Source organism: Streptomyces sp. NBC_00554, assembly GCF_041431135.1.
GTDB lineage: Bacteria > Actinomycetota > Actinomycetes > Streptomycetales > Streptomycetaceae > Streptomyces.
In genome coordinates, this window is sequence record NZ_CP107799.1 from 8,285,236 (window position 1) to 8,299,178 (window position 13,943).

The 13,943-nt window shown below is 70.1% G+C and carries 13 protein-coding genes; 11 read left to right on the plus strand and 2 right to left on the minus strand.

The features are described from left to right. Positions 1–46 precede the first annotated feature (46 nt). From rpmI to OG266_RS36580, 9 genes are all read left to right on the plus strand, one after another. Positions 47–241, plus strand: coding sequence for a 50S ribosomal protein L35 (gene rpmI / locus OG266_RS36540; RefSeq protein ID WP_019065473.1), 195 nt, complete (start codon positions 47–49; stop codon positions 239–241). A 110-nt stretch (positions 242–351) separates the two neighbouring features. Next, complete coding sequence (rplT, locus tag OG266_RS36545; RefSeq protein ID WP_266467200.1) at positions 352–738, plus strand: 50S ribosomal protein L20; 387 nt, start codon at positions 352–354, stop codon at positions 736–738. A 155-nt stretch (positions 739–893) separates the two neighbouring features. Continuing rightward, entirely contained in the window at positions 894–1,751 is an 858-nt protein-coding gene (locus OG266_RS36550; protein ID WP_266467203.1) for an RNA methyltransferase, read from the plus strand. A gap of 50 nt (positions 1,752–1,801) precedes the next feature. Continuing rightward, a complete protein-coding gene (locus OG266_RS36555; RefSeq protein WP_371550975.1) occupies positions 1,802–3,025 on the plus strand; it encodes an ATP-binding protein in 1,224 nt (407 codons plus the stop codon). A 146-nt stretch (positions 3,026–3,171) separates the two neighbouring features. Next, the gene (gene pheS, locus OG266_RS36560; protein ID WP_326724266.1) at positions 3,172–4,296 is read left to right on the plus strand and encodes a phenylalanine--tRNA ligase subunit alpha; all 1,125 of its coding nucleotides are present in this window, start codon (positions 3,172–3,174) and stop codon (positions 4,294–4,296) included. Beyond that, a complete protein-coding gene (gene pheT, locus OG266_RS36565; protein WP_371550977.1) occupies positions 4,296–6,809 on the plus strand; it encodes a phenylalanine--tRNA ligase subunit beta in 2,514 nt (837 codons plus the stop codon). The genes pheS and pheT overlap by 1 nt, the downstream gene beginning before the upstream one ends. A gap of 365 nt (positions 6,810–7,174) precedes the next feature. Next, positions 7,175–8,278, plus strand: a complete 1,104-nt coding sequence (locus OG266_RS36570) for a PP2C family protein-serine/threonine phosphatase (RefSeq protein ID WP_371550979.1) — start codon at positions 7,175–7,177, stop codon at positions 8,276–8,278. Between the two features lie 340 nt (positions 8,279–8,618). Continuing rightward, positions 8,619–9,959, plus strand: a complete 1,341-nt coding sequence (locus OG266_RS36575; protein WP_266467219.1) for a transcriptional regulator — start codon at positions 8,619–8,621, stop codon at positions 9,957–9,959. A 98-nt stretch (positions 9,960–10,057) separates the two neighbouring features. Next, positions 10,058–10,603: an NUDIX hydrolase gene (locus tag OG266_RS36580; protein ID WP_266467221.1), complete on the plus strand. Its 546-nt coding sequence runs from the start codon at positions 10,058–10,060 to the stop codon at positions 10,601–10,603. Positions 10,604–10,630: 27 nt separating this feature from the next. Here the strand turns inward: OG266_RS36580 and OG266_RS36585 are convergent, their stop codons facing one another. After that, on the minus strand, positions 10,631–10,888 hold the full coding sequence (locus tag OG266_RS36585) for a hypothetical protein (RefSeq protein ID WP_266467224.1): 258 nt from the start codon (positions 10,886–10,888) through the stop codon (positions 10,631–10,633). Positions 10,889–11,077: 189 nt separating this feature from the next. Next, positions 11,078–11,938, minus strand: a complete 861-nt coding sequence (locus tag OG266_RS36590; protein ID WP_266467228.1) for a 3-hydroxybutyryl-CoA dehydrogenase — start codon at positions 11,936–11,938, stop codon at positions 11,078–11,080. Positions 11,939–12,106: 168 nt separating this feature from the next. Here OG266_RS36590 and OG266_RS36595 point away from each other — a divergent pair, with 168 nt between their 5' ends. Beyond that, positions 12,107–13,315: a glycoside hydrolase family 10 protein gene (locus OG266_RS36595; protein WP_371550982.1), complete on the plus strand. Its 1,209-nt coding sequence runs from the start codon at positions 12,107–12,109 to the stop codon at positions 13,313–13,315. Positions 13,316–13,364: 49 nt separating this feature from the next. Beyond that, on the plus strand, positions 13,365–13,943 hold the full coding sequence (locus OG266_RS36600) for an SMI1/KNR4 family protein (RefSeq protein ID WP_371550983.1): 579 nt from the start codon (positions 13,365–13,367) through the stop codon (positions 13,941–13,943).

Consider the following 13,943-nt stretch of genomic DNA (forward strand, 5'->3'; position numbering starts at 1 on the left):
TCACGACCGGGCACCGGAACGCCACTGACGAGGAGAGAACGGCGCTATGCCGAAGAACAAGTCGCACAGCGGTGCCAGCAAGCGCTTCAAGATCACCGGCTCCGGCAAGGTGCTCCGTGAGCGCGCCGGCAAGCGCCACCTGCTCGAGCACAAGTCGTCCCGAGTGACGCGTCGCCTCACCGGCAACGCCGAGATGGCCCCGGGCGACGCCAAGAAGATCAAGAAGCTTCTCGGCAAGTGACGTACCGGCGCCTGATCATTCGATCGTCGCGCGCCGTACGCCAGGACCGGGACCCCATCGATTTCGGGCCGTGTGAGTCCAACCACGGCCCCGCTACAAGGAGTTAACAAGTGGCACGCGTCAAGCGGGCAGTCAACGCCCACAAGAAGCGCCGGGCGATCCTCGAGGCCGCCAAGGGCTACCGCGGTCAGCGTTCGCGCCTGTACCGCAAGGCCAAGGAGCAGGTCACCCACTCCCTGGTCTACAACTACAACGACCGCAAGAAGCGCAAGGGCGACTTCCGTCGGCTGTGGATCCAGCGCATCAACGCCGCTGCCCGCGCCAACGGCATCACCTACAACCGCTTCATCCAGGGTCTGAACGCGGCCAACATCGAGGTCGACCGTAAGATCCTCGCGGAGCTGGCCGTCAACGACGCCAACGCGTTCGCCGCGCTCGTCGAGGTCGCCCAGAAGGCGCTGCCGTCGGACGTCAACGCGCCCAAGGCTGCCGCCTGAGCCGTGCGTCAAGCCGGTCAACCGGACCCGTAGGCCCCCGGCCTACGGGTCCGGTTGCGTCTGTCGCCGTACGTTGTCCTCCGTCTGCCGGTGGTGGTGGGTTGCTCGCGCAGTTCCCCGCGCCCCTGAGGTCCCCCTCCCCAAAGGTGAGTCGCATGGTTGCCGCCCCTGAACTGATCTCCCCCAAGTCGCCCCGCGTCTCCGCCGCCCGGCGGCTCGGCAGGCGGAACTTCCGCGGCAAGGAGCAGCTGTTCCTCGCGGAGGGGCCGCAGGCCGTGCGGGAGGCGGCGGCGCACCGCCCCGGCGGGACCGCCACCCTCGTCGAGCTGTTCGCGACGGTCGAGGCAGGGGAGCGGTACGCCGACATCGTCGGGGACGCCCTGGACGCCGGCGCACGGGTGCACTTCGCCGCCGAGGACGTGATCGCCGACATCTCGACGACCGTCACACCGCAGGGCCTTGTCGGCATCTGCCGCTTCCTGGACACGCCCTTCGAGGAGATCCTCGGGGCGCGGCCCAAGCTCGTCGCCGTACTCGCGCACGTACGCGACCCCGGGAACGCCGGCACCGTGCTGCGGTGCGCCGATGCCGCGGGTGCCGAGGCCGTCGTACTCACCGACGCGTCCGTGGATCTCTACAACCCCAAGGCCGTACGGGCCTCGGTGGGCTCCTTGTTCCATCTGCCCGTCGCCGTCGGTGTGCCCGTCGAGCGGGCCGTGCAGGGGCTCAAGGACGCCGGTGTGCGGATCCTGGCCGCGGACGGCGCCGGGGAGGACGACCTCGACGACGAGCTGGACAAGGGGACGATGGGCGGGCCGACCGCCTGGGTGTTCGGGAACGAGGCATGGGGGCTTCCGGAGGAGACGCGCGCGCTGGCGGATGCCGTTGTGCGCGTTCCTATCCACGGAAAGGCCGAAAGCCTGAACCTCGCCACCGCCGCAGCCGTATGTCTCTACGCGTCCGCGCGTGCACAGCGCGCCTCCGGAGGGTGCCGTTCCGTCACCCAGAGCTAGTAGGGTGACCTGCTCGGGGCCCACTGCCGGACGAGAGGTGGGGTACGGGGATGAGTGTCGGCACGAGCGGTGCGCAGAAAGCGCCGCGAGCACGGGACGTGCGCGGTACGCCCGCGTCCCGGCGCGGTGACGCCGCCGAACTCGGAGCCGACCGGGAAGCCGAACCGGGAGCCGAACTGGCAGCAGGCCCCGGATCCGGTCTCGGCATCGACCCCGACGACCTCCCCGACGGACTGGTCGTGGCCGACGAGCGCGGCCGCGTGATCTGCTTCAACGCCGCCGCCGCCCGCATCGCGGCCGTGTCCGCCGCCGACGCCCTCGGACGCCCGCTCGAATGGGCCCTCCCGTTGGAGGACCTGGAGGGCCGCAGGTGGTGGCAGCTGACCGACCCGTACGGCGGTCTCGCCATCCGTGTCGGACAGCCCGAGCGGAATCTGCTGCTTCCCGGCGGGCGCGAGGTGCTCGTCTCCGCGAGGTACGTGCGCACGCACCCCACCGGGCCCATCCGCCGTGTCGTCGTCTCCCTGCGGGACACCGAGGCCCGTCGCCGCACCGAGCGCAGCCACGCCGAGCTGATCGCCACCGTCGCCCATGAACTGCGCTCGCCGCTCACCTCCGTCAAGGGCTTCACGGCCACCCTGCTGGCCAAGTGGGAACGCTTCACCGACGACCAGAAGAAACTCATGCTGGAGACCGTCGACGCCGACGCCGACCGGGTCACCCGGCTCATCGCCGAGCTCCTCGACATCTCACGGATCGACTCCGGCCGGCTCGAAGTGCGCCGCCAGCCCGTCGACATGGGCGCCGCCGTCGGCCGCCACATCCAGGCCTACGTCGCCTCCGGCCAGTCGGCCGACCGCTTCCTGGTGCGCATCGAGCATCCGCTGCCCGCCCTGTGGGCCGACCCCGACAAGGTCGACCAGGTGCTCAGCAACCTGATCGAAAATGCGGTGCGCCACGGCGAGGGAACCGTCACCATCGAGGTCACGCCCTCGGCGTCCCCGCGAGAGCGGGAGGACCGGGAAGACGCGGCGAACGCCGCGACGTCGGTCACCGTGAGCGACGAGGGCACCGGCATCCCGGAGGAGTCCATGAACCGCGTCTTCACCCGCTTCTGGCGGGGCAGCAAGCGCGGCGGGACGGGCCTCGGGCTCTACATCGTCAAGGGCATCGTCGAGGCCCACGGCGGCACCATCACGGTCGGCCGCGCCCCCGGCGGCGGCGCCGAGTTCCGATTTACGTTGCCCGTGGGCACCCCGGCGTATCTGCTCTGACGCCGAAGAGGCCCCACGGGCGCATTCACCCACCTCACCCCCGTTAGACTCGGCCTTTGGCACCTTTGCGTCCCCGTTTCAGGGACAAGGCGTCCCCCGAGTCGGGACGGGGACCATCCGCCAGCCAACCGGAAGCACGGGAAGAGATGTCGGCACCGAATAAGTCGTACGACCCAGTAGAGGTCGAGGCCTTGAAACCGGAAGAGATCGAGCGCATGCGGGACGAGGCGCTCGCCGCCTTCGCGGCCGCCGGTGACCTCGACGCGCTCCAGGAGGCCAAGGTCGCCCACACCGGCGGCACCTCCCCGCTGGCCCTCGCCAACCGCGAGATCGGCGCCCTGCCCCCGCACGCCAAGGCCGCCGCCGGCAAGCTCGTCGGCCAGGCCCGCGGCGCGGTGAACAAGGCCCTCGCCACCCGCCAGGCCGAGCTGGAGGCCGATCGCGACGCCCGTGTGCTGGTCGAGGAGGCGGTGGACGTCACACTGCCGTACGACCGCGTACCGGCCGGCGCCCGGCACCCGCTGACCACGCTTTCGGAGCGCATCGAGGACGTCTTCGTGGCCATGGGCTACGAGGTCGCCGAGGGCCCCGAGGTCGAGGCCGAGTGGTTCAACTTCGACGCCCTGAACATCGGCCCGGACCACCCGGCGCGCGGTATGCAGGACACCTTCTTCGTGCAGGGCCCCAAGGGCCACGAAGAGGAGTCGAACATCGTCCTGCGGACCCACACCTCGCCGGTGCAGATCCGCTCGATGCTCGACCGCGAGCCGCCCGTCTACGTGATCTGCCCGGGCCGCGTCTACCGCTCCGACGAGCTGGACGCCACGCACACCCCCGTCTTCATGCAGGTCGAGCTGCTCGCCATCGACGAGGGCCTGACCATGGCCGACCTCAAGGGCACCCTCGACCACATGGTCCAGGCGCTCTTCGGCCCGGACATGAAGACCCGGCTGCGCCCGAACTTCTTCCCGTTCACCGAGCCGTCCGCCGAGATGGACATGGTGTGCTACGTCTGCCGCGGCGAGTCCGTCGGCAACCCCGACCGGCCCTGCCGCACCTGCTCCTCCGAGGGCTGGATCGAGCTCGGCGGCTGCGGGATGGTCAACCCCCGCGTGCTGGTCGCCGCGGGCGTCGACCCCGAGAAGTACAGCGGATTCGCCTTCGGGTTCGGCATCGAGCGGATGCTGATGTTCCGCCACAACGTCGATGACATGCGAGACATGGTCGAGGGTGACGTCCGGTTCACCCGGCCGTTCGGGATGGAGATCTGATGCGGGTCCCGCTTTCTTGGCTGCGGGAGTACGTCGACCTGCCGGCGACGGAGACCGGGCGCGACGTCCAGGCCAAGCTCATTTCGGCAGGCCTCGAGGTCGAGACCGTCGAGCAGCTCGGCGCGGGTCTCAAGGGCCCCCTCGTCGTCGGCCAGGTACTGACCATCGAGGAGCTGGAGGGCTTCAAGAAGCCCATCCGCTTCTGCACCGTCGACGTCGGCCAGGCCAATGGCACGGGTGAGCCGCAGGAGATCGTCTGTGGCGCCCGCAACTTCGCCGTCGGCGACAAGGTCGTCGTGGTCCTCCCGGGCGCCGTGCTGCCCGGCGACTTCGCGATCGCCGCGCGCAAGACGTACGGCAAGACCTCGCACGGCATGATCTGCTCCGGCGAGGAGCTGGGCATGGGCGACGACGGTTCGCACGGCATCATCGTGCTGCCGCCCGAGCACGAGGTCGGAACCGACGCCATCGAGCTCCTTGAGCTCGTGGACGAGGTCCTCGACATCGCCGTCACCGCCAACCGCGGCGACTGCCTGTCGATGCGCGGCATCGCCCGCGAGATGGCCATCGCGTACGGGCTGCCGCTGCGCGACCCGGCGCTCCTGGACGTCCCCGCCCCGAACGCGTTCGGCTACCCCGTGCAGGTCTCCGAGCCGACCGGCTGCGACCGCTTCACGGCGCGCACCGTCACGGGCCTCTCCAACGAGGCGCGCTCCCCGATCTGGCTGCAGCGCAGGCTGCAGAAGGCCGGGATGCGCCCCATCTCGCTCGCCGTCGACGTCACGAACTACGTGATGCTGGAGGTCGGCCAGCCCCTGCACGCGTACGACCGCTCCCTCATCCAGGGCACGATCGGCGTGCGCCGGGCGGAGCAGGGCGAGAAGCTCACCACGCTCGACGGCGCGAAGCGTGTCCTCGACGCCGAGGACCTGGTGATCACCGACGACCGCGGTCCCATCGGTCTCGCGGGCGTGATGGGAGGCGCCAACACGGAGATCGCCGACCATGACGACGCCGAGCGTGCCACCAACGATGTCGTGATCGAGGCCGCGCACTTCGACCCGGTCTCCATCGCCCGCACCGCCCGCCGTCACAAGCTGGGTTCCGAGGCGTCCAAGCGCTTCGAGCGCGGCGTCGACCCCGAGGCCGCGTCCGCCGCCGCCCAGCGCACTGTCGACCTCCTGGTCCTCCTCGCGGGCGGCACCGCCGACGCGGGAGTCACCGAGGTCATCGCCCCGTCCGCGCCGCACACCATCACCACTCCGGCGAACCACCCGGACAAGGTGGCCGGTGTCGACTACGGGCGCGAGACCGTCGTACGCCGTCTCCAGCAGGTCGGCTGCGACGTCTACGGGCAGGACGAGCTGATCGTCACCGTGCCGTCCTGGCGGCCGGACCTCGCGGCGCCGAACGACCTCGCGGAGGAGGTCATCCGTCTCGAGGGCTACGAGAACCTGCCCTCCACGCTGCCCAGGCCCCCCGCGGGCCGCGGCCTGACCGAGCGCCAGCGGCTGCACCGCCGTGTCGGCCGCGCCCTGGCCGGGGCCGGTTATGTCGAGGCGCTGAGCTACCCGTTCGTCAGCGAGGGCGTCTTCGACCAGCTCGGCCTGGCGGCGGACGACCCGAACCGCCGGGTGGTCAAGCTGGTCAACCCGCTCTCCGACGAGGAGCCCGCCCTTCGTACGTCGCTGCTGCCGGGGCTGCTCGCTGCGCTGCGCCGCAACGACGGCCGGGGCTCGCACGACCTCGCGCTGTTCGAGACCGGCCTGGTCTTCCACCCGCGTGAGGAACAGCGTGTCGCCGTGCGGCTGCCCGTCGACCGCCGTCCCACCGACGAGGAGATCGCGGCGCTGACCGCCGTCCTTCCCGTCCAGCCCCGGCACGTGGGTGTGGTGCTCGCCGGTGCCCGTGAGCAGGCGGGCTGGTGGGGCAAGGGCCGCCCGGCCGACTGGGCCGACGCGGTCCAGGCCGCGCGGACCGTCGCCGGTGAGGCGGGCGTCGAACTGATCGTCCGCCAGGGCCAGTACGGACCCTGGCACCCGGGCCGCTGCGCCGAGCTCGCCGTGCTGATCGACGGGGAGGAGCAGATCGTCGGGCACGCGGGCGAGCTGCACCCGCGTGTGCTGAAGGCGCTGAACCTGCCCGCACGCACCAGCGCGATGGAGCTCAACCTCGACCGCCTGGAGCAGGCCGGCACCGGTGCCCTGCAGGCCCCGCGGATCTCCGGATTCCCGGTCGCCACGCAGGACGTCGCCCTGGTCGTCGACGAGTCGGTCCACCACGCGGACGTCGAGGCGGCGCTGCGCGAGGGCGCGGGCCAACTCCTCGAGTCCATCCGGCTGTTCGACGTCTACGAGAACAGCGAGCAGCTCGGCGAGGGCAAGAAGTCCCTGGCGTACGCGTTGCGGTTCCGTGCCGCCGACCGCACCCTGACCGTCGACGAGGCCTCCGAGGCTCGCGACGCGGCGGTGGCCCTCGCGGGCGAGCGGACCGGGGCGGTGTTGCGGAGCTAGCTCCGCCGGGCCCACCAGTACCGGGGAACTGCGCGTCATCTGTCGGCCGCGGCACGTACGTGGCTGATCGCGCAGTTCCCCGCGCCCCTTTCAGGGGCGCTTTCCCCCTGCGCTCACCTGCATAAATGCATGTGTCCGAAGACTCCTCACTCATTCGGGTGACAAGTCCGGGCGATCTGGCCCGATCGGGGCATGCGGTCGACAGAATCGGACCGGCCTCGCGGAGGCCGTCTGCGCTGTCAGGGCCTATTGGGGGGCCAATCGGCATGATCCGTATCAAGGCTGGTGGGGCACCCTGCAGGGCAACGCCCCGTACGCATGCGCGGGTGTTGGCCCGGGCGGTGCGCGGAGCAAGACGGCGGCCGGTGCGGAGGCGTGGCCTCCGGATCGGTCTGGGCCGGGCGGTCCGGCGGGCCGACCGGAAGCCGCTGCGGCGGGCGCTGAGCCTGGGGCTGCCCACCGTCTGGGGCGCGATGGCGATCACGTACAAGCTGGCCTGTCCGCTCGCGCAGCAGAACGGGTTCGGTGCCCGGATGGCCACCTGTGCCGTCTTCTTCGCGGTCGGTACGGGGCTGATACTCCACGTCAGGAAGGCGCTGCTGCGGGAGCTCCGGCAGATCCGGGAGGTCGCGGGCGCCGCCCAGAGCGTGCTGCTGCGGCCGTTGCCCCCGCGGATCGACGGGCTGAACGTCGCCGCGGCACAGCTCTCCGCGGACCGCGGCGCGAGCGTCGGCGGTGATCTGTACGAGGTGATCGCCACCGAGCACGGTGTACGGGTCGTCATGGGCGACGTCCGTGGGCACGGTATCGGCGCCATCGGAACCGTCGCCGCCGTCCTCGGCAGCTTTCGTGAGGCCGTGCACGACGAGCCCGAACTCGGCTGTGTCCTGAGGAGACTTGAGCGGGCGCTGGCCCGGCATCTGCGTGAGCGGGCCCGTGCCGAGCACCCCTCGTCCGGCCTCGACCCCGACAGCCCGGTCGCCGAGGAGTTCGTCACCCTGCTGCTCCTGGAGATCCGCCGCGACGGCGAGGTGTATGCCCTGAACTGCGGTCATCCGTGGCCGTATCTGCTGCGCAGCCATGTCGAGCCGGCCGGTGTGCGCGGTCATGTGGTGCGGCTGGCGTTCGGTGAACCCCTGCCCCCGCTCGGGCCGTTCCCGCTCCCGGCCGAACTTCCCGTCGTGCGCTGCGGTCAACTGCTGCCGGGCGAGGGGCTCTTCCTGCACACCGACGGAGTCGAGGACGCGCGCGACGCACAGGGCCGCTTCTTCCCGTTGCCGGCCGCGCTCACCGACGCCGTCCAAGCCCAGCCGGTCTCGCCCCAGTCGGTCCTGAACTCGGTGTTCTCCCAGGTCCTGAGCCACACGGGCGGGATGCCGACGGACGACATAGCGCTGCTGGTACTACGCAACGACCGCAAACGGTTACCCGCGCAGCTGTCCCACCCGGTGGCCCATCAAGTGACGTGAGCGCAGGGTTTTTAGGGGCGCGGGGAACTGCGCGACAAGCCCCCACGCGCCCGCAGCCGACGAAGCACCCGCAGTGACCCGGCGAAACCAACGGAGTGTCGCCGTCCGCCCCGCCACGGAGTGTCGGGCAGGCAGCTGGGCGGACGGCGCGGGTGCGGGCCGCCGCACTGTACGAGGGGGAGCCGGCGGCCCGGCCGGCCTCTTGCGAGGCATTTCAGTCAACCGGCCGGAAACGCTCTGCGACAGCGCGCGTACTGCCCGGATACGAGCACTCCGTTCACACCCCGTGTGAAACAGGACGCACTACTCTGACGGCACCGAGTCACCCGGGGGGCCTCCCATGCAGCCCAACACTCTGCTCGACGCGATTCTCGACGAGGCCGGCATCTCCCATGCGGGGCTCGCCGCTCACGTCAATCAGGCGGGGCGAGCGCGCGGTCTTGCGCTCAGGTACGAACACACCGCCGTGGCGCGGTGGTTGAAGGGGCAGCGCCCGCGCGGCCAGGTGCCCGACCTGATCTGTGAAGTGCTCGCCGGGAGACTCCACCGGCCCGTCACGCTCGACGACATCGGTCTCGGCGTACCCGGTGAACCGTCGACCCCGCACGGCACCACGCTCTCCGGTTTCGTCGAGCGGGCCACCGCGCTGTGGCGCTCCGACGAACAGCAGCGCCCGCACATCCTCGGCGCGCCGGCCGTCACCGGCACACCCGCCGTGATGCCCGTGTGGGAGTGGGAGAACCCGCCCGAGGACGTGGACGTCTCACGCGGCGGACGCCACCAGGTGAGCATGGCCGACATCGAGATGCTCCGCGCGGCCCGCGCCCACTACGAGCAGATGTACCGCAAGGCGGGCGGCATCGCGACCCGCACCCGAATCGTCGGCTTCCTCAACTCCGAGACGGCGCCGCTGCTGCGCGGCAGCTACACCGACGCCACCGGACGCCAACTCCACCGCGCGACCGGCGGATTGGTGGCCATCGCGGGTATCTGCGCCTACGACTCCGACGCGCACGGACTCGCCCAGCGCTACTTCCACCAGGCACTGCGCCTGGCAAAGGCCAGCGGGGACAGGGGACTTGGCGCGTACGTCATAGCCCTCCTGGTCAACCAGTCGCTGTTCATGCGTGAGCACCGGCAGGCCGTCGCCTTCGCCGAGGCCGCGCTGCGCGCCGCCGGGCGGCAGATCACTCCGGCGCTCGCCTCCGACCTCTACGCGATGCAGGCCAAGGCGTACGCGCACCTCGGCGACGGCAGCAGCGCACTGTCGTGCATCCGGCGTGCCGAGCAGGCCGCCGACCGCATCCGGCGCGGTTACGAGCCCGACGAGACCGGCTATGTCCAACCGGGCCTGGTCAACGTGCAGGTGGCGGAGGCACTGCTCAGCCTCGGCGACCTGATGGCGGCGGACGAGCACGCCGTGGCCGCCGTCGACAATCCGGCCCACGACCGAGGACGGGTGCACCGGCTCGCCGTGCTCAGCCAGATCGAACTGCGCCAGGGCAACGCCGACAAGGCGGTCGCCACCGCACTTCAAATGGCCGAACAGGCACGGGGGATGGAGTCCCAGCGGCTGCGTGACAGACTTCGCGCGGTACGCGAACACCTGGTGGCCAGCGGGTGCGCGGGCACCTCCGAGGCTGCCGAACTCATCGACGGCGCACTGCGCGTACCGCTGTAGAACACCGAACCCGTCCAGCACTGTGCGCCGCTGTGCGCCTGCTGTCAGGAGGCTCCTACTGCCATATTGCCATCTACTCGGCGGAAGGTGGCAGAACCGTGCAGTGGACGAAACAGAACGAACAAACTGTGTACGCAAATCGCTGGTTCACCGTCAATCTCGCAGATGTGGAGCTGCCGGACGGCCGGCACCTGGATCACTTCCTGATACGGCTGCGGCCCGTGGCCGTGGCCACCGTGGTGAACGCGGCCAACGAGGTGCTGCTCCTGTGGCGGCACCGCTTCATCACCGACAGCTGGGGATGGGAGCTCGCGGCGGGCGTCGTCGAGGACGGCGAGGACATCGCCGTCGCGGCGGCCCGCGAACTGGAGGAGGAGACCGGCTGGCGACCAGGACCCCTGCGCCATCTGATGAGCGTCGAGCCCTCCAACGGGCTCACCGACGCCCGGCACCACATCTTCTGGGCCGATGAAGGCGCGTACATCGGACACCCCGTGGACGACTTCGAGTCCGACCGTCGGGAATGGGTTCCCCTCAAGCTCGTCCCCGACATGGTCGCCCGCGGCGAGGTCCCGGCCGCCAACATGGCTGCCGCACTGCTCCTTCTGCACCATCTCAGGCTCGGGCAGGACGCGTTGCCCTGATCCACCCCCCACGCGGCGTCCAGGGACCTAGTGGCCCAGAGCCTGCCAGACCGCCACGGCCACCGCGCCCACGGCCGCGACAGCGGCGAGGGTGGGCAGGGGCCAGCGGGTGTGTTCGAGGGCGACGACCCGTGCGCTCAGGTCGTCGAGATCCTTGGCGGTCTGGTCGTCGCGCTGAGTGAGCAGTGCCAGTCCGCCCTCGATGCGGGTGAGGCCCACTTCGATGGACCGGCGTAACTCTGCGAGTTCCCTTGGTGCCACGGGATGCTCGGGGTCGGCGGTCACGAGTCCGCTCCTTTCCGTAGTCGTCTCGTCTTTTACATGCGCACGGAAAGTCAACTCGCCTGGTGGGCGCAAGGGGAGCGTGTGCGAGGGGCATATGCGGGCCCGGCGCGCACACGGTGTGTGAATGGCGCGGGCCCGGCACCCCCATGGGTGCCGGGCCCGCGTGAGCCTGCGTTTTACCGTGCGTAATCAGGCGTAGGTGTAGAAGCCCGAGCCCGACTTCCGGCCGAGGCGGCCCGCGTCCACCATGCGCTGGAGCAGCGGGGGAGCGGCGTACAGCGGCTCCTTGTACTCCTCGTACATCGAATACGCGACCGAGGCCACCGTGTCGAGGCCGATCAGGTCGGACAGCTTGAGCGGGCCCATCGGGTGGGCGCAGCCCAGCTCCATGCCGTTGTCGATGTCCTCGCGGCTCGCGATGCCCGACTCGAACATCCGGATCGCGGACAGGAGATAGGGGATCAGCAGCGCGTTGACCACGAAGCCCGAGCGGTCCTGGGCGCGGATCGCGTGCTTGCCGAGGATCTTCTCGACGAGCGCCTGCGCCCGGCTGAGGGTGCCCTCGGACGTGGTGAGCGCCGGGATCAGCTCGACGAGCTTCTGCACCGGGGCCGGGTTGAAGAAGTGGATGCCGATGACCTGGTCGGGACGGGAGGTGGCGACGGCCAGCCTGACCAGCGGGATCGAGGAGGTGTTGGAGGCGAGGATCGCGTCCTGCCGGGTCACCACCTGGTCGAGGACCTGGAAGATCTCCGTCTTCACCTGCTCGTTCTCGACGACGGCCTCGATCACCAGGTCGCGGTCCGCGAACTCACCGAGGTCCGTGGTGAAGCTGAGCCGCGCCAGCGTCGCGTCCCGCTCCTCCTCGGAGATCTTCCCGCGCTCGGCCGCCTTGGAGAGGGAGTTGAAGAGCCGGGTACGGCCGAACTCCAGGGCTTCGCCGGTGGTCTCGGCCACCTTGACGTCGAGACCGGCGCGGGCGCACACCTCGGCAATGCCCGCTCCCATCTGTCCGCAGCCCACCACTCCGACGCGTTCGATGTCGGTCACATCGTCCCTTTCCGCTGATCATCGGCCTTGGCAGGTTCCCCGTTGTGCGGTGCCTGCTCCGATCGTGCACGTTACTCCCAAGTATCGATGATCGATCGTGCGGGTCGGGCATGCTGTGCGAGGAGACGATCCGTGACCGGACGGATCCGTTGTGTAGGGGGTGTGGAGATGGGGCGACTGTCACGTCGCGCGTTCGCATTGGCCGCGGCGGCGACGCTGTCGGGATTCGCGACCGCGGGAGACGCCGCGGCCGACACGAACAGGCCTCGTGCGGCGGGGGAGATGCGCGGGATGTGGCTGGCGACGGTCTCCAACCGCGACTGGCCCTCGCGCACCGGGCTGACCGCGGCACAGCAGCGCACTGAACTCCTCGCCCATCTCGACACGGCCGTACGCCGCCGTTTCAACGCCGTGATGTTGCAGGTGCGCCCCACGGCCGACGCGCTGTGGCCGTCGTCGTACGAGCCGTGGTCCCAGTACCTCACCGGAGTCCAGGGCAGGAACCCCGGCTGGGATCCGCTGGGCACGGCGGTCACGGAGGCGCACGCGCGCGGCCTGGAACTGCACGCCTGGTTCAACCCGTACCGGATCGCCAACCACACCGACCCGACGAGGCTCGTGGCGAACCACCCGGCCCGCGAGCATCCCGGCTGGGTCGTCCCGTACGGCGGGAAGCTCTACTACAACCCCGGACTGCCGCAGGTCCGCGCCTTCGTCCAGGACGCGATGCTCGACGCGCTGCGCAAGTACGCGATCGATGCCGTGCACTGGGACGACTACTTCTACCCGTATCCGGTCGCCGGGCAGGTCTTCGACGACGACGCGGCGTACGCGGCGTACGGCGCGGGCTTCCCCGACCGGGCGGCCTGGCGGCGCGACAACATCGACCGGCTGGTCCTTGAGACGGCTGCCCGCATCAAGCAGATCCGGCCGGCGGCGCGCTTCGGGATCAGCCCCTTCGGGGTGTGGCGCAACGCCGCGACCGATCCGCTCGGTTCGCCGACTCAGGCGGGCGTGGAGACGTACGACGATCTGCACGCGGACACCAGGAAGTGGGTCCGGGAGCACTGGATCGACTACATCTGCCCGCAGTTGTACTGGAACATCGGCCTCGCCGCCGCCGACTACGCGAAGCTGGTGCCCTGGTGGGCGAAGACGGCCGAGGGCACTGGCGTGGGGCTGTACGTGGGGGAGGCGCTGTACAAGGCCGGTGATTCGGCGCAGCCCGCAGCCTGGCAGGATCCGGCGGAGCTGTCCCGGCATCTCACGCTGGCCGCGCGGTATCCGGAGGTGAAGGGGCACGTCTTCTTCGCCGCCAAGGAGGTCGGGGCGGACCGGATCGGTGCGATGGCCCGGGTGGTTGCTGATCACTACTGAAGCGGGGGGATCACCCATGGGTGGAATACGGTCGCGCGAGGCGGAGAACGTGCGGCAGGCATGGGGCCGTGTCACGCGATGGCTTGAGCGGAACGCTCCGAAGAACGCGGCGGCTCTGTGCGGACCCGCGACACCGAAGACGATCGTCGATGCCGAAGCACGTCTCGGCGTGAGCTTCCCGCAGGAAATGTGGACGTGGCTGCTGACGAACAACGGCGTGCGTATGGCCGACGGGGAAGACAGTAGATTCGCCGCCCCTGGCAGCAGCTTCCTGCCCTCTGGGTGGCACTTGCTGTCCGTGGAGCAGATCGTGAACGTCCATGAATGGCGTACGGGAATAGCGGCAATGGAGCCGTCACAACATCCGGATCGCGAAACCCTGGCATGGCGCCACGACTGGGTCCCCTTCGCGGTGGAGACGGACTGGCTCTACGGCCGGTTCATCGACACCAGCACAGGCATGCTGGGGAAGTGGAGCGACGGGGACCTGACCCGATTCGAGACGCACGCTTCACTGGCGGAGTACTTTCACTCCCTCGCCGACGACATGCGACAGCGCGCGACGGCCCAGGACGGCCGCCTCGTCTGGGGAACCCGCACAAGACGGCCGGCGGAACCCTCGCGCTGA

Bases quoted from the DNA above. Each gene is read 5' to 3' on its own strand.
- rpmI (WP_019065473.1), top strand. From the start codon at position 47: ATGCCGAAGAACAAGTCGCACAGCGGTGCCAGCAAGCGCTTCAAGATC.
- OG266_RS36555 (WP_371550975.1), top strand. From the start codon at position 1,802: ATGAGTGTCGGCACGAGCGGTGCGCAGAAAGCGCCGCGAGCACGGGAC.
- OG266_RS36575 (WP_266467219.1), top strand. From the start codon at position 8,619: ATGCAGCCCAACACTCTGCTCGACGCGATTCTCGACGAGGCCGGCATC.
- OG266_RS36550 (WP_266467203.1), top strand. From the start codon at position 894: ATGGTTGCCGCCCCTGAACTGATCTCCCCCAAGTCGCCCCGCGTCTCC.
- pheT (WP_371550977.1), top strand. From the start codon at position 4,296: ATGCGGGTCCCGCTTTCTTGGCTGCGGGAGTACGTCGACCTGCCGGCG.
- OG266_RS36595 (WP_371550982.1), top strand. From the start codon at position 12,107: ATGGGGCGACTGTCACGTCGCGCGTTCGCATTGGCCGCGGCGGCGACG.
- pheS (WP_326724266.1), top strand. From the start codon at position 3,172: ATGTCGGCACCGAATAAGTCGTACGACCCAGTAGAGGTCGAGGCCTTG.